General features: G+C 66.7%; 16 protein-coding genes. 7 read left to right on the top strand and 9 right to left on the bottom strand.

From position 1 onward, the window contains the following. Positions 1 to 34: 34 nt before the first annotated feature. The 4 genes from ISF28_RS16205 to ISF28_RS16220 form a co-directional block, all read right to left on the bottom strand. Positions 35 to 622 carry a PEP-CTERM sorting domain-containing protein gene (locus tag ISF28_RS16205; protein WP_198118210.1) on the bottom strand — a complete coding sequence of 196 codons (588 nt, stop codon included), beginning with the start codon at positions 620 to 622 and terminating at the stop codon, positions 35 to 37. A gap of 143 nt (positions 623 to 765) precedes the next feature. Next, positions 766 to 1,371, bottom strand: a complete 606-nt coding sequence (locus tag ISF28_RS16210) for a 2-dehydro-3-deoxy-6-phosphogalactonate aldolase (protein WP_198118211.1) — start codon at positions 1,369 to 1,371, stop codon at positions 766 to 768. Then, the gene (locus ISF28_RS16215; protein WP_198118212.1) at positions 1,368 to 2,273 is read right to left on the bottom strand and encodes a 2-dehydro-3-deoxygalactonokinase; all 906 of its coding nucleotides are present in this window, start codon (positions 2,271 to 2,273) and stop codon (positions 1,368 to 1,370) included. Before ISF28_RS16215 ends, ISF28_RS16210 begins: the two co-directional genes overlap by 4 nt. Before the next feature lie 54 nt (positions 2,274 to 2,327). Beyond that, complete coding sequence (locus ISF28_RS16220; RefSeq protein ID WP_198118213.1) at positions 2,328 to 3,302, bottom strand: LysR substrate-binding domain-containing protein; 975 nt, start codon at positions 3,300 to 3,302, stop codon at positions 2,328 to 2,330. Between the two features lie 189 nt (positions 3,303 to 3,491). Between ISF28_RS16220 and ISF28_RS16225 the strand changes: the two genes are divergently transcribed. From ISF28_RS16225 to udk, 6 genes are all read left to right on the top strand, one after another. Beyond that, a complete protein-coding gene (locus tag ISF28_RS16225) occupies positions 3,492 to 3,896 on the top strand; it encodes a nuclear transport factor 2 family protein (RefSeq protein WP_198118214.1) in 405 nt (134 codons plus the stop codon). Between the two features lie 25 nt (positions 3,897 to 3,921). Continuing rightward, positions 3,922 to 4,494, top strand: coding sequence for a hypothetical protein (locus ISF28_RS16230; protein ID WP_198118215.1), 573 nt, complete (start codon positions 3,922 to 3,924; stop codon positions 4,492 to 4,494). A gap of 755 nt (positions 4,495 to 5,249) precedes the next feature. Further along, positions 5,250 to 5,558, top strand: coding sequence for an SCO4225 family membrane protein (locus ISF28_RS31210; protein WP_370663446.1), 309 nt, complete (start codon positions 5,250 to 5,252; stop codon positions 5,556 to 5,558). Positions 5,559 to 5,639: 81 nt separating this feature from the next. After that, positions 5,640 to 6,014: a hypothetical protein gene (locus tag ISF28_RS16235; RefSeq protein ID WP_198118216.1), complete on the top strand. Its 375-nt coding sequence runs from the start codon at positions 5,640 to 5,642 to the stop codon at positions 6,012 to 6,014. Positions 6,015 to 6,099: 85 nt separating this feature from the next. Next, entirely contained in the window at positions 6,100 to 6,402 is a 303-nt protein-coding gene (locus tag ISF28_RS16240) for a hypothetical protein (protein ID WP_198118217.1), read from the top strand. 116 nt (positions 6,403 to 6,518) lie between these two features. Further along, positions 6,519 to 7,160, top strand: a complete 642-nt coding sequence (udk, locus tag ISF28_RS16245; protein ID WP_198118218.1) for a uridine kinase — start codon at positions 6,519 to 6,521, stop codon at positions 7,158 to 7,160. 6 nt (positions 7,161 to 7,166) lie between these two features. Here udk and ISF28_RS16250 read toward each other — a convergent pair whose 3' ends face one another. The 3 genes from ISF28_RS16250 to ISF28_RS16260 form a co-directional block, all read right to left on the bottom strand. Next, positions 7,167 to 7,940: an SDR family oxidoreductase gene (locus ISF28_RS16250; RefSeq protein ID WP_198118219.1), complete on the bottom strand. Its 774-nt coding sequence runs from the start codon at positions 7,938 to 7,940 to the stop codon at positions 7,167 to 7,169. A 73-nt stretch (positions 7,941 to 8,013) separates the two neighbouring features. After that, a complete protein-coding gene (dgoD, locus tag ISF28_RS16255; protein WP_198118220.1) occupies positions 8,014 to 9,162 on the bottom strand; it encodes a galactonate dehydratase in 1,149 nt (382 codons plus the stop codon). Between the two features lie 97 nt (positions 9,163 to 9,259). After that, positions 9,260 to 9,553 (bottom strand): H-NS histone family protein, encoded by a 294-nt coding sequence (locus ISF28_RS16260; RefSeq protein ID WP_198118221.1) that lies wholly within the window; start codon positions 9,551 to 9,553, stop codon positions 9,260 to 9,262. Between the two features lie 229 nt (positions 9,554 to 9,782). On the opposite strand from ISF28_RS16260, the gene ISF28_RS16265 reads away from it, so the two are divergent. Then, positions 9,783 to 12,449: a sensor domain-containing diguanylate cyclase gene (locus ISF28_RS16265; protein ID WP_198118222.1), complete on the top strand. Its 2,667-nt coding sequence runs from the start codon at positions 9,783 to 9,785 to the stop codon at positions 12,447 to 12,449. Positions 12,450 to 12,469: 20 nt separating this feature from the next. On the opposite strand, the gene ISF28_RS16270 is transcribed toward ISF28_RS16265, so the two are convergent. Both ISF28_RS16270 and ISF28_RS16275 read right to left on the bottom strand, forming a co-directional pair. Next, a complete protein-coding gene (locus ISF28_RS16270) occupies positions 12,470 to 14,860 on the bottom strand; it encodes a sensor domain-containing protein (protein WP_198118223.1) in 2,391 nt (796 codons plus the stop codon). A 243-nt stretch (positions 14,861 to 15,103) separates the two neighbouring features. Then, on the bottom strand, positions 15,104 to 16,687 hold the full coding sequence (locus ISF28_RS16275; RefSeq protein ID WP_198118224.1) for a fatty acyl-CoA reductase: 1,584 nt from the start codon (positions 16,685 to 16,687) through the stop codon (positions 15,104 to 15,106). Positions 16,688 to 16,707: the final 20 nt, after the last annotated feature.

Below are 16,707 nucleotides of genomic sequence, written 5' to 3' on the forward strand. Positions count from 1 at the left end.
CGCTTGATTCTACCAGCCGGCGCGATTGCGCGGATCAGCGTTGGCGGCGGCGCAGCGCGCCGATACCGGCGAGGCCCAGCGTCAACAGCGCGATCGATGCGGGTTCCGGTACGGGGTGGGTGTCGGCGACCACGACGTTGTCGAGCAGGCCGTCGGTCGAGAACGTCCAGTTGTGCACGTCGTCCGTGAACGTCAGCGTCGAGAGGCTGCTCGCCGCCGTGAAGTCGAAGGCGAAACCGTGCAGCCACGGGCCGGGCGCGGCGTAGTTCCCGCTGCTCAGCACCGAATGATCCTGGGCCGCGACGGCGACGTCGATCTGCTGCCAGTTGCCGTTGTTGGTGCCGTAGTCGAACGTCACGTGGTACGTATGGCCGGCCAGGGTCGCGAACGATTGCGACAACACGGCGTTCGGCGCCTGTTCGCCCTGGTTGAAGACCGCCATGTACACGCCGTTCGCGGCGGGCGTTCCGCCGCCGAAGTACGGCGCGCCCGCCAGGCCGCCGATACCGGTGATACTCCAACCCGTCAGGCCGGCTTCGAAATCGCCGTTGACGATGACGTTGGCGTTGGCGACGCCGGACAGGCACAGTGCGAGCGCGGCAAGCGCAATCTTGTTCTTCATGAAAATTCCTTATAGATTGGATATTTTCGGAGAAGCAATAATTATGCCTGGACAATATTTCACATTTGAAATCATATGCTTGTGCCATGCCGGCGGGACCGCGCGGCGGCACATGTAAAAAGTGCCGACACCGTGGACGCGGATCAGCCGCGCCAGGCCTGCGCGAAAGCCCGGGCGCGGGCCGCCAGTTCGTCCAGCGTCACGCCGGCCGTGAACAGCTGGCTGCCGATGCCCGCGCCCGTCGCCCCGGCCCCCTTCCACGCGGGAAGTTGTTCGGGCGTCACGCCGCCCACGGGCCACAGCGGCGTCCCGGCGGGCAGCACGGATTTCATCGCCTTGAGGCCGGCGGGGCCGATCGATTCGGCCGGGAACAGCTTCAATGCATGCGCCCCCGCGTCCAGCGCGGCGAACGCCTCCGTCGGCGTGGCGACGCCGGGCGCGCACAGCATGCCGGCCGCGCGCGCGTGCGCGATCGCGGACGGGTTGCAGTTCGGCGCGACGAACAGCCGGCCGCCGGCCGCCGCGACGGCGTCGACGTCGGCCACGCTGAGCATCGTGCCGCCGCCCACGATGGCGTCGGCCGGCGCCATGTCGACGAGGATGCGGATGGCGTCGAGCGCGCCCGGCCGGTTCAGAGGCACTTCGAGCAGGCGCCAGCCGGCGCCGAACAGCACGCGGCCCGTGGCGGCGGCGGCGTCGGGGTCGAGGCCGCGCAGGATGGCGACGAGGGGCAAGTCGGGGAGGTTCATGTCGGGATGCGATCGAGGAAGCGCGCCAGTGCGGCGCAATACACACGGTCCGGATCGAGCCCGGACAGCGTCATGCCATAGTAGCCGGCCGCCCGCGCGTAGCGCTCCTGCAGCGCGGGCGAGCCGATGCAGGTCAGCGGCGCGGCGCCGCCGGCGGCCACGAACTCCGCGCCGACGAGCAGGCCGCTGACGAACGGGCGCGCCCACGCGGCCGGCATCGCACCGGCGACGACGCGGGCGCGCACGCCGAACAAGGCGTTCGACAGCGGCGCGCCGCGGCGGGCCTCGTCGAGACCGGCCACGAAGGCGCCATCGTCGTCCAGGCCGCCGGCCATCAACGGCGCCAGCGTGCCGTGCGCGGACAAGGTCGCGAACAACTCGCCCGTCATGAACGTGGCGATGCGGCGGATGACGCCATCCTGCAGCCGCACCCACTTGCTGTGCGTGCCGGGCAGGACGAACCAGCCGTCGCGCCGGCCCAACGCCACGGCGCCCAGCAACTGGGTCTCTTCGCCGCGCATCACGTCGACGTGGTCGCCGCGTTGCGCATAGCCGGGAACGATCAGGCACGGGCGGCCGGCGCGCGGATCGTCGATGCAGACGAGATGGTCCGGCAGCGCGTCGAGCGGCTCGTCGATGTCGAGATAAGGCACTTCGCGCCAGCCCTGGGCGCTGCCCACCATGCCGGACGCGACGACGGGAACGTCCGGGCCGACGTCCAGCGCGGCCACCAATTGCGCGAACGAGCCCGCGAAATCGGGGCGCGCGGCCAGCATGCCCTGGTCGTCGGCCCGCTCGGCGCGGCAGGAGCCGGCGGCGTCGACGAGATAGGCGCGCCGGTTGCTCGTGCCCCAGTCGATGCCGAGCAGGCGGCGGGAAGAAGTTGGTGCTGGCGTATCCATCCCGCCATGCTACCCGCACGGCGGCGCGGCCGCCCATCGCGTGTGCGCGGCCTGCTATCCGGATTTGATATACGTGACGCGCGCCGTCGGCTTGGGACGCGTGGCGGTCTCGCGCAGCGCACTCAGCATCGCCTCCGCGGCCGGCGACAGCTGATGGTGGCGCCGCGTGATGATGCCGTACACGTCCATGCGCAGATTCAGCTCGTACGGCAGCACGGCCAGCAGGCCGCTGTCCAGATACGGTTTCACCAGCTCCAGCGACATCGGCGCCACCATGTCGCTGCCCAGCAGCAGCGTCGTCACGACCGGGAGTTCGGCCGTCGACACCGTCTCCGCCGGCTGCTCCAGGCCCTGCGTGAGGAACAGCGACGCCATCCGCTCGCGCACCATGCTGCCCGCCGGCGGCACGATCCACGCTTGGCGCGCGAGGTCGGCCAGGTCGAGGCCGCGCGCGGCAAGCAGCGGATGGCCGGCGCGCACGATCAAGCAATGCGGCTCGTCGGTGATGGGTTCGAAATGGAATTCGTCGGCGATGGCGCCGTCCACGACGCGGCCGATGACGATGTCCAGGTCGCCCGCGCGCAGGCGCTCGACGAGCTGCTTGCTGCTGTCCACTTCGATCGACACGTTCAGGCGCGCATGCCGCGCCTTGAGCAGCGTGACGGCGGCCGGCACCAAGGTCGTCGACGGCGTCAGGATCGCGCCCACCGCCACGCGGCCGCGCAGGCCGGACATCAGCTCCATCACTTCCTGGTAGGCGGCATCCATCTCCGCCAGCGACGCGCCGGCGCGGCGGATCAGCACCTTGCCGTACCACGTGGGCTCGACGCCGCGCGGCAGGCGCTCGAACAGCGTGACGCCCAGCGCGTGCTCCAGCTCGCCGAGCAATTTCGATGCGGCCGGCTGCGTCAGGTTCGCGGCCTGGGCCGCCTGCATGATCGATCCATGCCGGCCGAGTTCCACGAGCAGGACGAGATGGCGCGTCTTGAGGTAGGCGCGGACGAAACGGTCGGAACGTGGATCGGACATGGCGGTGCGGCGTGGGCCTTCAAAGTTTCCACAATGATAGTTGCCCATCCGTCCAGGGTCAAACGCTGGACGGTGTGCTGTGTCCGGAACAACACTGACTGGACGGCCCCGACCTTCGACTTGCCGTTTGGGCAATGCTATATTCCATATGCTATGCTCGCCCGACAACCATTGCGCGGTAGCCCGGCCATGAACAATCACGTGGAAGTGCTCAAGGAATACTTCGCTGCGATCAACCGCAACGACATGCACGCCATCACCAGGGACTTCGCTCCCGACATCGTACGGACTGAGCCCGCGGGATTTCCGACGGCGGGCACCTATCGCGGCATCGAGGCCGTGCGCGACAATGTCAGCAGGGGACGCGGCACCTGGGCCGAGGGGACGTGCGAGCCCGAGGGATTCTTCGTCCACGGCGACAAAGTCGTCGTCTACCTGCATGCGTGGGTCCGGTTGAAAAACGCGACGGAATGGACCGGCGGACGATTTGCCGATGGATTTGCATTTCGTGACGGGAAGATCACGGAATATCATTCGTTCGGCGATCGCAACGACGCGCTCGAATGGGCCGGTATCGACAAACCGGGCGGGTAGCCGGCATGCGTCGACAGGGAAAATCGTGACGTTTCTCGTTCAATGCGAGCGCAGATGCGATGAATCGACGGCATTCCCGTCTGCGCTGCGCTTTATTGCGCAAGAAGCGGCTACCGCCGTCGCGATCGGAGAGCTCCATCCGCCACGCCATGCGTTCGAGGTCAACATGGATGGCGAAAGGCTTCATTTACCGGATCGGGTTTACTACGATCGTGACCTGTTGCGTGCGGAAATCAGCAATTCGCAGGGGAGCGCCAAGCTCATCCGCTTGTGCCTGGGGACGCGGCACTACGACGGTCACTTGCGTCAAGAATGCCTGCAGGGCCTGCTCAATAACGGGATCCCTTGGCTCATCCCCTATCTTCTTCAACTTGCCGGCGAGTACGTCGTCGAGATCGCGGAAGACGTCGCCAACGCCATTGTTGGGTGGGATCCCGGCACGCTGCGGGCGTTTGCGATGGAAAATCCGCGCTATCTGGCGACACTTGCGCGGCGGGTGACGAGTTATTGGAATTGCTACCATCGGCGGGCCTATCCTGATCGTCAGGGGTATCCCGGGGCCAGGGTTTTAGCCGTGGTGCGTGCTGCGATGGACTAACCACTCTTGCCGGTGGTGACCGTCTGTGACTTTTGCAGCCCTGCAACGTGCTATGCTTGCCCAATAACGAAGTCCGGCCGAAGGCGGAGCGTCGATCAATCGATTTAACAATGCAAAATGGCCAGACTACGTGACCAAATTTTCCCGGGGAGACACATCAAGATCCCAGTCCTGTTGCTCGGTGTGTTTGCGTGGTGCATTGTCCTGTTTTTTTATGGCGCGGTGATGTACACGGACGCACCGTACAAACCATGTGACAGCGGTAATTACTGCGGCAAAACAGGCCGCCCCCATTCCCGTGAAACGTATGAGGACTGGAAAAGTTGGGAAGGGTTGCTGTTCGCCAGTTGGCCGTTCGGCATGTTGGCGTCTTTCGGCCTGAGCCGCTTGCGGAAACAGCCGCCCGCTTACTAACGTGCGTCATTGCCTGGGCATAGCATGATCGCTTGTCACGATTCGAGGCAGTTGTTAATTCATACAAGAAGCAATAACAGCGTGCAAATGACTACAAAATCAACGGCGGCGTCGCGTACTCAAGCCAAACCAACTCATTTTTGTTTCGCCCTAGTGTGCGCTAGCGCTGTTTGCGCTGCTGCTGGCAGCATTCTCTCTATAACTGAGGGAAGTTACTCCACAGCAGTATGCAACGCATATTTAGCGATAGTAAACGCATCGTTGGCGTCCATAATACATAAGTTGCGGCGCTCCGGACGCTGAGCTGTCGTCGAGAGACTTCCTGACGCCTGAAGGTGGCGATGCGTGCCCGAAAAAAACCTGGATTTACGACAGCATATTTAATAGTCGTGCTGCTCGCGGCCAGCTGGGCAATATACGTGGACGCCACGTTGCTCCACTCCGAGCGCGAGCACCTGTTACCAGATGTGGTGCTGGCAATCGTGACGCTACCTTCGTCTTATTCGCTTGGTCCTCTATTTGAAATTTGGCCAGACTTCTTTTCGCTGCCGTTTGTGCAAGTCGGCTGCATGATCCTCTGCGGCTTGGCGCAAACCTGGTTCATTTGGATTCTTAGTCGACGATTACAGCGATCCACGAAACGAAAATAGCGACAGCGACTGAGGAGCTAGTAACAACGCTCGAACTCAACTGGGGATCTGCTTGCTCAACGACATTTCGCAAAGCAGCCCGTGCCAAACGGCCTCGACCTGAAGGTTTACAATCGCTTGAATATTGAACCAACCAATAGAACAGCCGCGCTTGCGGGGATTTGGACGTCGCTGGGGCTTGCACCATTCGAGGTATGGTTAGAGGCGTCAAAGTTCAGCTCCGCCCTTGCCTACAAGTTGACGTGGCTGTCGTTCGCCGCTGTGTTCTTCGTCCTGCCCGCATTCTTTTTTGTTATTGGCCGCGACACTGCAGGATTCACTCGCCTGTGGATTCTCGACCCTATGGAGCGAGGCAAATATTGGCATGTCGTCAGGAGGATGTTTGTCTGGTTCGTGAGCGCAGGCATAACCGGTCCGCTCATCTCGATCGCCATGAACAACATCCATATTTGTTAAGGGAAATTCGTCGACCGCCAAGATGGCATTGCTCTGGCAAAACTTAAATGGCAGGATGTGATTCCCATCGTTCCAAATCCACCGCATGCTCATGCCGACCCGATACATCCTCGAAGTGTGCGACACCTCCGGCGCGCACAAGCCCATCGCCGCCTTTGAATCCGACGCGCCATTTCACGCGGTTGCAGTCGGCGAGCGTTTCGACGACATCGGCTGGCACCGCCTGGACGGCGTCGGCATCATCGCGTCGCCGGATCGGCCCAAGCGTTACACGGTTCACTCGATCAAACATCTCGTTTACCCGACCGCGAGCGGATTGACCGTCAAATACTGCCTCAACCTGTCGCCCTTCGATGGACCCAGTTCGCCCGTCTGGGGAGACCAGTGACCGATCCCGCCCGCCGAACCTTTCCGCAATGCTCAATACGCGCCATCGCGCCTGACGCGTGACGTCAGCCGGCGAATTATTGGTCAGCCCGCCCCCCGCTCCGGTATCATGCGGAGATGAATCAGATTTCTTTTGTTCCGTTCGTCATCGGTGTCGCCGGCGGAAGCGGCAGCGGCAAGTCGACGGTGACGCAGCAGGTACTGGCGTCGTTCGGCGCCGACATGGTCTCGGTGGTGATGCAGGACGATTACTACCGCGACCAATCCGACCTCACCCCCGAAGTCCGCCGCAAGCAGAATTACGACCATCCGCAGGCCTTCGACTGGCCGCTGCTCGTGCAGCACGTCCAGGCCTTGCGCAACGGCGAAACGATCGCGATGCCGGAGTACGATTTCACGGTCGACAACCGTTCCGATAAAACCATTCCGGTCAAGCCCGCCCCGGTCATCGTGATCGAAGGCCTGTTCGCGTTGTACGACGCGGACTTGCGCGACATGATGTCGCTGAAGATCTTCGTGGACACCGCGCCCGACGTCCGCTTCATTCGCCGCATGCAACGGGATATCGCCGAACGCGGCCGCACGCTGGAGAGCATCGTCGGCCAGTACCTGGACACGGTGCGCCCGATGCACAAGCAATTCATCGAGCCGACCAAGCGTCATGCCGACGTGATCCTGCCCCACGGCGCCAACGACCCGGCCATCGACATCATTACCACCAAGGTGGCGAGCGTCATCGGCCAGTTGCGACAGGGCTGACGGACGTCAGTCGTGGTAGACCTGGCTGCGGCCACCGTCCACCAGCAGATCCGTCGCATTCACGAACCTGGCCTCGTCGCTGGCCAGGAACAGGGCCGCGTTGGCCACGTCCTCCGGCGCGCCGATCCAGCCGCACGGCAGGATCTCGGACTGGCGCCGGCGTTCCGCCTCCGGGTCGGGAAAGGTCGCGAGCCACGCCTCGATCCGCTCGGTCAGGATCAGCCCGGGCGAGATCGAATTCACGCGGACGCCGCGCGCCGCGTATTCCACACCGAGTGAACGGGTCAGGCCGATCAGGCCGTGCTTCGCGACGGGATACGGGAAACAGCCCTTGATCACCTTGTGGCCGTGGACGGACGCGATATTGACGATACTGCCCGCGCCTGCCGCCAGCATCGACGGCAGCACGGCGCGGCAGGCGTTCCACGCGCCTTCCAGGTCGAGCGACAGGCAGCGTCGCCAGCCCTCGGCGTCCAGTTCGAGCGGATCGGCGAACACGTTGACGCCCGCGTTGTTGACGAGGATGTCGATGCGGCCGAAGCGTTCCAGCGTGCGTGCCGCCAGGCGCTCCACGGCGCCCGCGTCCGCGATGTCGGCCTGGACGAACAGGCAGTGCGCGCTGCCGAGTTCTTCGCGCAGCGCCTGTGCGGCGGCGTCTTCCACGTGGCTGTTGATGACCACGCGCGCGCCCTCGCGCACGAAGCGCCGCGCGACGGCCGCGCCGATGCCCATGGTGGAACCGGTGACGATCGCCACCTTCCCTTCGAGTCTTCCGTTCATCTGCTCCTGCCGCTTCCCTGGTGTCGCATGCTTTTATGCATACATCGTACACCATGGACGGGCAGGCTCGCCATCACCACTCGGCCACGCTGCCGTCGGCGTGGCGCCACACGGGATTGCGCCAGTCGGTCGCCTGGCGGTTCGCCTCGATCACACGCTCTTCGTCGATCTCGACGCCGAGGCCGGGCTTGGTCAAGGGCTTGATCCAGCCGCCGTTCAGATGGAAATCGTCCTTGTTCTTCACGTAATCCAGGAGCTCCGCGCCCTGGTTGTAGTGGATGCCCATGCTCTGCTCCTGCAGCACGGCGTTGTGCGCGACGAAGTCGACCTGCAGGCAGGACGCCAGCGCCACCGGTCCGAGCGGACAATGGGGCGCGAAGGCGACGTCGTGCGCCTCCGCCAGCGCCGCGATCTTGACGCATTCCGTGATGCCGCCCGCGTGCGACAGGTCCGGCTGCACGATGGCGAGCCCGCCCCGCGCGAACACGCGCTTGAAGTCGAAGCGCGAGTACATGCGCTCGCCGGCCGCCAGCGGAATCGACGTGGCGTCGGCCAACGCGCGGTAATACTCGTCCTGCTCGGCCAGCACGGGCTCCTCGACGAACAGCGGCCGGTACGGCTCCAGTTCGCGCAGCAGGACCTTCGCCATCGGCGCCGACACGCGGCCGTGGAAATCCACCCCGAACTCGATCTCGAAGCCGAACTTCGACCGCACCTCCGCCACGCGGGCGACGGCCTGGTCGACCTTGCGCGCGCTGTCGACGATGCCCAGTTCCTCGGTGCCGTTCATCTTGAACGTGTCGAAGCCCGCCTCGCGCAGCGCGGCGATGCCGGCGATCAGCTCGGCCGGACGGTCGCCGCCCACCCAGCTGTACGTCTTCATGCGGTCGCGCACCAGGCCGCCCAGCAGTTCGTAGACCGGCTGTCCCAGCACCTTGCCCTTGATGTCCCACAGCGCCTGGTCGATGCCGGCGATGGCGCTCATCAGGATCGGCCCGCCGCGGTAGAAGCCGGCGCGGTACATCGTCTGCCACAAGTCGTTGATCCGGCCCGGATCCTTGCCGACGAGGTAGTCGGACAACTCGTGGACGGCCGCCTCCACGGTGCGCGCGCGCCCTTCGATGACGGGTTCGCCCCAGCCGGTAACGCCCTCGTCGGTCTCGATCTTGAGCAGCATCCAGCGCGGCGGGACGCGGTAGGTGGTGAGTCGGGTGATTTTCATGGCGGCCAGTGTAGCCGTGGTCGCGCCGCCGGATGCATGCGCAATCGTTGGCAAACTATACCGTTACGATATAGACGCCGATCGCTCCCGCGGCGCCTCAGATCTTGAACTCGTCCAGCGACCGTCCGCTGGCCAGCGCCTCCGCGACCCAGCGCGGCTGGCGGCCCCGCCCCGTCCACGTCTGGCCGATGTCGGCCGGATTGCGGTAGCGCGGCAATGCCTTCTTCACCAGCGCGTCGAGCGGGATGCCCGTTTCCGCCGCGAGCGCGTGGATGCGGGCACGCGCCTGCTCGCGCTCGTCGCGGAGGCGGCGCTTGATCTCCTGCTCTATATCGAAATGCAAACCTTTCAGTTCAGCCAAGTCATAACCGCTGAGATCGATCGGCGCCATGGTCGGGAGTCCTTTGCCAGGAGGGTAAGCGAGCCACCATTCTACTATGCCGGCGCGGTGGAATATGTGAACTGCAACGTAGCCGCCACGCCACATTTCGCGCATTCCGAGGCTTTCCGCAGAGAATTGCGTGTTACGATTCATCACCGGCGCCGGCCCCAACCCCCGGCCGCGCCGTCCTTTGCGGCCCCTGCCCCGCCGCCGTTCACGCCACTGGACGGCCAAGCTGATGACCTCGACGATACCCGAAACTTCACGCATCGCGGCACTGGCCGCGCTCGACCTGCTCGACACACAGCCGGAGCCGCGCTTCGACCGTTTCACCCGCCTGGCCGCGCTGACTTTCGGCGTGCCCATCGCGCTCATCTCGCTGGTGGACGAGAAGCGACTATGGTTCAAGTCGCGCTGCGGGCTGGACGTCGAACAGACGGACCGCTCGATCGCCTTCTGCAGCCACACCGTGGCGCAGCGCGAGATGCTCGTCGTCGAAGACACGGCCGCCGACCCGCGCTTCGCCGACAATCCCCTCGTCAAGGGCGAACCGCACATCCGCTTCTACGCGGGCCAGCCGGTTTATTGCGACGGCCAGGCCGTGGGCACGCTGTGCATCGTCGACCGCAACCCGCGCCGCCTCGACGACCGGCAGCGCCGGGCCCTGCGCGACCTGGCCGGCCTCGTCGAGGTGGAACTCAACCAGGCCAGGGTCACGACGACCCGCGTGATGGCCGAACAGGCCCTCAAGTCGCTGAACGCGGAACTGGAGCAACGGGTCGCCCGGCGCACGGCCGAACTGGAAGCGCGCCTCGTGGAACTGTCGGCCGAAGCCGCCCAGCGCAAGGCCGCCGAGATGCTGCTGCGCGACGCGGAAAGCTGGAACCGCACGATCGTCGCGACGTCGTACAGCGCCTTCGTCGGCGCCGATGCGATGGGCCGCATCATCGAATGGAACCCGGCCGCGGAGCGGATCTTCGGCTGGAGCCGGGTCGACGCCGTGGGCCGTCCGCTGTCGGACCTGATCGTGCCCGAAGAACTGCGCGCGGCGCACACGGCTGGCATGCGCCGCTTCATGGCGACGGGCGCGAGCAGGATCGTCGACCGCCAGGTCGAGCTGCCGGCGCTCACCGCGAGCGGCCGCCGCATCACCGTCGAGATGAAAGCCGGCGCCTACGAATGGCAGGGACAGCGCTGCATCGGCGCGTTCATCGACGACGTCTCCGAGCGCAACCGCACCCGCCAGCAGCTCGAGGAAAAGCAGGAATTGCTGGACGCCGTGCTGGAATCGATCGACGTGGCCGTCGTCGCCTGCGATGCGGAAGGCAGCCTCACGCTGTTCAACAAGAAGGCCAGGATGCTGCACGGCCTGGACCGGGAATGCGTCGAATCGCCGGACTGGTCCAGGCATTATTCGCTGTACGAAGCCGACGGACACACACCGCTGCCCACGGACGAAGTCCCGCTGGTGCGCGTGCTGCGCGGCGAAGTGGTGCGCGAACAGGCGATCGCCGTCGCCCCGGCCGGCCGCCCGGCCGCGACCTTGCTGGCGAGCGGCCGCCCGCTGCGCAGCACGAGCGGTCGCGCGCTCGGCGCCGTCGTCGCCATGCATGACATCACCGAACGCAACGCCGCGCGCGAGCAGCTGGAAGCGAGCGAGCGCCGCCTGCGCGCCGTCACGGAAAACCTGCCGGCGCTGATCGGCAAGGTCAACGCGGCCGGCAAGTTCGTGTTCCTGAACGGCCGCGCCGTCCAGTTCTACGGCAAGCGGGCCGAGGACCTGATCGGCCACGACGTGCGCGACGCCTATTCGGAACTCGAATACGCGAAGCTCGAGCCGCACTTGCGCCGCGTGCACGCGGGGCAGCGCAGCACGTTCGAGGACGTCATCGCCGTGAACGGCCGCCAGCTGTACTACCAGTGCGTGTTCGTGCCGCAGCGCGCGCCCGACGGCACGCCGGACGGCTACTACGCGATGGCGTTCGACATGACGGACCGCCGGCTCAGCGAACTGCGCCAGGCCGAGAGCGAGGAGCGGCTGCGCACCATCACCGACAACGTGCCGGTGCTGATCGCCTACCTCGACGCGGACCGCCGCTACGCCTTCGTCAACGCGGTGCACGCGTCCTGGCTGGGCGTGCGGCCGGAACGGGTCATCGGGCTCACCGTCGACCAAGCGTTCGGGCCGGACTATCACGCGGCGCAGTCCAAGGCGCTGGCGCAGGCCTGGCAAGGCAACGCGGCGCAGTGCGAGCACGAGATCGCGCGCAAGGGCCAGACCCGCATCGTCCACTCGACCTTCCTGCCGCAGATGCGCGATGGCCGCGTGGCGGGCGTGTACGTGCTGACGACGGACGCGACCGCGTCGCGCATGCACGAACGCAGCCTGCACGCGCTGGCGCACACGGATGCGCTCACGCAGCTGCCCAACCGGCGCCGCTTCGAGCAGGCCCTGGCCGGCGCCGCCAAGCGCGCGCGCCAGGGCGACCGCGACTGCGCGCTGCTGTACCTGGACGTCGACTTCTTCAAGCAGATCAACGACCGCTACGGCCATGCGACGGGCGACGACGTGCTCGTCGAATTCGCGCGCCGGCTGCGCGCCGGCGTGCGCGCGTCCGACCTCGTCGCGCGCCTGGCCGGCGACGAGTTCACGGTGCTGCTGCACGACGTGCGCAGCGAGGCTGACGTGGAGCGCGTGGCCCGCAAGATCCTGGACGCCGTCGCCGAACCGTTCGAGCTGGCGACGCACGTGCTCAAGGTGGGCACGACGATCGGCGTCGGCATGGCGTCCGGCGGCGCCCTCGACCCGCGCGCGTTGATGGAAACGGCCGACCGCGCGCTGTACGCGGCCAAGAAGGCCGGCCGCCACACGTACGCGATCCTGCACACGGGCGAATACGCCTGAGCGGCCGGCGGGCGCGCCCGCTACATCACGAGGCGGTCGTCGCGCCGCAGCATCTCCTGCAGCCCGTCGCGGGCGACGGCGGCGCTGAAATAATAGCCCTGCATCTGGTCGCAGTCGTGTTCGCGCAGGAACACCAGCTGCTCGTGCGTTTCCACGCCTTCCGCTATCACTTGCAGCTTGAGGTTGTGGCCGAGCGCGATGATGGCGCGCGTGATGACGGCGTGGCCGTCATGGAGGTCGGTGGCGCCGCCGAGGAAGGAGCGGTCGATCTTGATGCAGTCGACGGGGAATTTCTGCAGGTGGCTGAGGCTCGAATAGCCCGTGCCGAAATCGTCGATGGACAGCCGCACGCCCAGGCGCTTGAGCTGGTCGAGCGCCTCGCGCGCCTCGTCCGGATGGTCCATCAGCTGGCTTTCCGTCACCTCCAGTTCCAGCAGGCGGCCGGGCACGCCGTGGCGGGTCAGCGTTTCCCCGAGACGGTGCACGAAGCGGCGCTGGCGCAGCTGGCGCGCCGACAGGTTCACGGCGATCACGAAATCGCTGATGCCCAGCGCGCCGAGCGTGCGCAACGTCGCGCAGGCTTCGTCGAGCACCCATTCGCCCAGCGGCACGATGAGCCCCGTCTGCTCGGCCACGGGGATGAACACGTCCGGCGGAATGATGCCGTCGACCGGGTGCTGCCAGCGCACGAGCGCCTCGGCGCCGACCACCTTGCCGGTCCGCAGGTCGACCTTGGGCTGGTACCCGAGGATCAGCTCACGGTTGCGGATCGCGCGGGCCAGGCTCGCCTCCAGCAGCAGGTGCTGGTGCACGACCCGGTTCAGCTCCTTCGAATAGAGCTGCACGTTGTTGCGGCCGAGCGTCTTGGCGTGGTACATGGCGGCGTCGGCGGCGCGCATGACGTGGTCGACCGTGCGCCCGTCCTGCGGAAACAGGCTGACGCCGATGCTCGTGGCGGGCAGGATTTCCTTGCCGGCCACGTGGATCGGCGCCGACACGCTCTGGCGGATGCGCTCGACGAGGGCCGTCAACTGGGCCACGTCGGACTGCTCGGCGATCACCAGCACGAATTCGTCGCCGCCCAGGCGCGCCACCGTGTCGCCCTCGCGCATGCTGGCGCGCAGCCGGGACGCGACCTCGCGCAGGACCGCGTCGCCCGCCTCGTGGCCGAAGGTGTCGTTGATGTGCTTGAAATTGTCGAGGTCGAGGAATGCCAGCGCGCCCTGCTTGTGGTGGGCGACGGCGGCGTCGATCGCGGCTTTCAGGCATTCCTGGAGCAGGGTCCGGTTGGCCAGGCCGGTGAGTGCGTCGTGGTGGGCCAGGTGCTGCAGCCGGCGCTCGTAGTGCCTGGCCTCGGTGATGTCGCTGATCACCCCGACGAAGTGCGTGACGCCGCCGTCCATGCCGGTCACCGGATCGATGCGCAGGTCGTTCCAGAAAATCTCGCCGTTCTTGCGCCGGTTGCGCATGACGGCGCGCACGCTCTCCCGGCGCGCCAGCGCGTCGCGGATCCGCTGGCGCTCGTCCAGGTCGCAATCCTCGATCCGCATGAACCGCGGATTCTTGCCCTTGACCTCGGCCAGCGTGTAGCCCGTGATCTGTTCGTACGCGGGGTTCACGTACTCGATGACGTTGTCGGCGCCGTCGGCGCAGCACGTGATCACGATGGCGTTCACGCTCGAATACATGGCCCGCTCGCGCACGCGCAGCCCGTGCTCGGCCTGCTTGCGCGCCGTGATGTCCAGCCCCGTGCCGAACACGACCGGCAGGCTGCCCAGGTTCGCCCGCGCGCAGTGGAACAGAAATGCCGTGCGCTTGCCCTGCCGCCCGACGAGCTCCGCCTCGTGCGACGATGAGCCGCGGTTGAACGCCTCCAGGATTTCTTGCACGATCGTCGGCTGGACCGCCGCGTCGAAGAAGTGCTTGACGTTCGACGTCGGCAATTCCTCGCTCGTCATCTCGAGCGCCTCTTCCAGCTGATGATTCCACAGCAACAGATGTCCGCTCTGGTCGATCACGTAAAACACGCAGGGCAATTCCTCGATGATGTCGGCGATGGGCAGGTCCTGGATCAGCGCATAGCGCGTGGGCGCCAGGCCCGAGCGCGGCACGACGATCACGCTGTAGGTGCAGGCCAGGTCGGGATCGAGCGACTGCGGCGCCACCGTCACCCGCACGGGGACGCGGTGGCCGTCGGCGCAGATCAGCTCCCCCGTCGAATCGGCGTTGACCCGGTCGCGGATGCTCGTGACGGCAGCGGTGTCGTCGAAGGCGATGATCGTGTCGAGGCGGCGGTCGCGGATATCCGGCGCGCCGTAGCCCGCCAGCTTTTCGCAGGCGCGGTTCCAGCTCGTGATGGCCCCGTTCGCGTCGACGACGAAGACCGCGAGAGGCAAAGGCGAAAGGTTCACGGGCTCCTCCAGAGAACCTGCCGGGCTTGCTCGGATGTTACGTCCGGCGGGCAAACATGATAGCGCAGTCACGACATCCACGGCGCCATATTTACGCAGCAAGGCGGCGGCGTCCGCCGAGCCTGGTGGCGGTTTTTCGGATTCCGGCGCGCCTTCGTCGGTTAGTTGCAAAACTGTGCCGCTGATTGACGCCGTGCCCGAGGCGGCGGACGTCGAACCGCCCGCCGCACCGATCTCCGTCCGTCAGCGCGCCGCTTGCGGCGCCGCCAGCGCCTCCCCGCCCGCACCCGCATCCGCCGGCGCGCCGGCCGCCGCCTCCGGCACGGCATCCCGCCGCCGCAGCGCATACCGGTTCAGGCCCGCCATGTGGACGCGGCACAGATAGTCTTCCCAGTCGATCTGGCGCGCGTCGACGGGATACAGCTTGCGGCCCTCTTCCCCGAAGCGCGCGGCCAGCGCCAGCAGGCCGGCATTGTGGAAGCGGTAGCGCGGATGCGCGTAGAACGCGAACGTCAGCGCCAGCGTCCGCGTGGTGCGCAGCTTCTCGAGCGCGCGCGTGGCGCCGGGCGCGCCGGCCAGGCGGCGCAGACCATTCCACACGGTCGCGCCCAGCCCGAGGACGCCCAGCACGCAACGGAACGTGCCCTCGCCTACCGTGCGGAAATCGCGTCTGGGTTCGGCATGGAACAGCCGGTCGTAGTGGCGCCAGTTGCGCTTCGCTTCCGTCTGCAGCAGGCGGATCAACTCGCCGAGCGGCAGCGGATTCGTCGACCCGCTGCAGCACTGGTAGATGCGCTGGCGCGGCGCGCCGTACAGCGCCTCCGCGGCCGCCAGCGCGATCGCGTTGGCGACCAGGTCGACGGGGACGATGTCGATGATGCCCGCGCGCCGCGCCGGGAAGAAGCTCGTCTTGCCGCGCGCATAGGCGAGGATGACGGCATCCGCGACCTTGACGCCCTCGATCCAGCCGGGCACCGGATCGCGCAAGGTGCTTTCGATGATGGCCGGCCGCACGATCGTCAGCGTGCGGCCGTGCATGGCGCGCAGCGCGACCTGCTCGCCCAGCCATTTCGTGAACGTGTACGTGTCGTTCCAGCCGTGGCGCTGGGCCTGGGCGATGCCGAGGTCCGTCAGGCGCCGGCGCAGCCGTTCCGGATCGCCGCCGCGCGCGCGCACGCGTTCGATCTTGCGCTGCAGCGACGCGATCAGCGCGTCGACGTCGTACCAGCCGTCGCGGTGGCGCGGGATGGCGCGGCCGTCCGGACCGGCCGGCGCCATCACCTGCTCGCGCATCTCGCCGCGGTTGAAGCCGTTCACGTAGCAGGTCGACACGTGCACCAGCGGCGCGTCCGCGACCCGCGCGAACGCCGTCACGTGAGTCAGGCTGAGCGTGTTGATGGCCAGCGCCTGGTCGAGCGGTTCGCGGAAATCCACGCTGGCCGCCGCGTTCACGACGACGTCCACGTCGCGCGCGAGCGCCGCGAAGCGTTCCGGCGCCAGGCCGAAGTCCGGTGCCGTGATCTCGCCCGTCACGCATTCCACGCGCTCGGCCAGGAAGCGGTCCAGCCAGACCGGCCGCACGGCGCGCAGGTGGTCGAACACGGACGATGCCGCGATCTCGCGCTCGAAGCGCGCGCGGGCGTCGCCGTGCTCGCCGGCGCGGATCAAGAGCACGACCCGCCCCAGGTCGGGCACGGTGCGGATCAGCTTTTCCAGCAAGACCTTCGCGACGAAGCCCGTCGCGCCCGTGAGCAGGATGCGCTTGCCGGCGAAGGCGAAGCGCACGTCCGGCACCGCGGCGGCGGCGTCGTTGATGGATGTCGTCATGGTGTCTCCGTGTGATTGGC

It is taken from the genome of Massilia rhizosphaerae, assembly GCF_016093545.1.
Lineage (GTDB): Bacteria > Pseudomonadota > Gammaproteobacteria > Burkholderiales > Burkholderiaceae_D > Telluria > Telluria rhizosphaerae.

Excerpts from the sequence above, each read along its gene's own strand:
- ISF28_RS16205 (WP_198118210.1), bottom strand. The coding sequence starts at position 622 with ATGAAGAACAAGATTGCGCTTGCCGCGCTCGCACTGTGCCTGTCCGGC.
- ISF28_RS16210 (WP_198118211.1), bottom strand. The coding sequence starts at position 1,371 with ATGAACCTCCCCGACTTGCCCCTCGTCGCCATCCTGCGCGGCCTCGAC.
- ISF28_RS16215 (WP_198118212.1), bottom strand. The coding sequence starts at position 2,273 with ATGGATACGCCAGCACCAACTTCTTCCCGCCGCCTGCTCGGCATCGAC.
- ISF28_RS16220 (WP_198118213.1), bottom strand. The coding sequence starts at position 3,302 with ATGTCCGATCCACGTTCCGACCGTTTCGTCCGCGCCTACCTCAAGACG.
- ISF28_RS16225 (WP_198118214.1), top strand. The coding sequence starts at position 3,492 with ATGAACAATCACGTGGAAGTGCTCAAGGAATACTTCGCTGCGATCAAC.
- ISF28_RS31210 (WP_370663446.1), top strand. The coding sequence starts at position 5,250 with ATGCGTGCCCGAAAAAAACCTGGATTTACGACAGCATATTTAATAGTC.
- ISF28_RS16240 (WP_198118217.1), top strand. The coding sequence starts at position 6,100 with ATGCTCATGCCGACCCGATACATCCTCGAAGTGTGCGACACCTCCGGC.
- udk (WP_198118218.1), top strand. The coding sequence starts at position 6,519 with ATGAATCAGATTTCTTTTGTTCCGTTCGTCATCGGTGTCGCCGGCGGA.
- ISF28_RS16250 (WP_198118219.1), bottom strand. The coding sequence starts at position 7,940 with ATGAACGGAAGACTCGAAGGGAAGGTGGCGATCGTCACCGGTTCCACC.
- dgoD (WP_198118220.1), bottom strand. The coding sequence starts at position 9,162 with ATGAAAATCACCCGACTCACCACCTACCGCGTCCCGCCGCGCTGGATG.
- ISF28_RS16260 (WP_198118221.1), bottom strand. The coding sequence starts at position 9,553 with ATGGCGCCGATCGATCTCAGCGGTTATGACTTGGCTGAACTGAAAGGT.
- ISF28_RS16265 (WP_198118222.1), top strand. The coding sequence starts at position 9,783 with ATGACCTCGACGATACCCGAAACTTCACGCATCGCGGCACTGGCCGCG.
- ISF28_RS16275 (WP_198118224.1), bottom strand. The coding sequence starts at position 16,687 with ATGACGACATCCATCAACGACGCCGCCGCCGCGGTGCCGGACGTGCGC.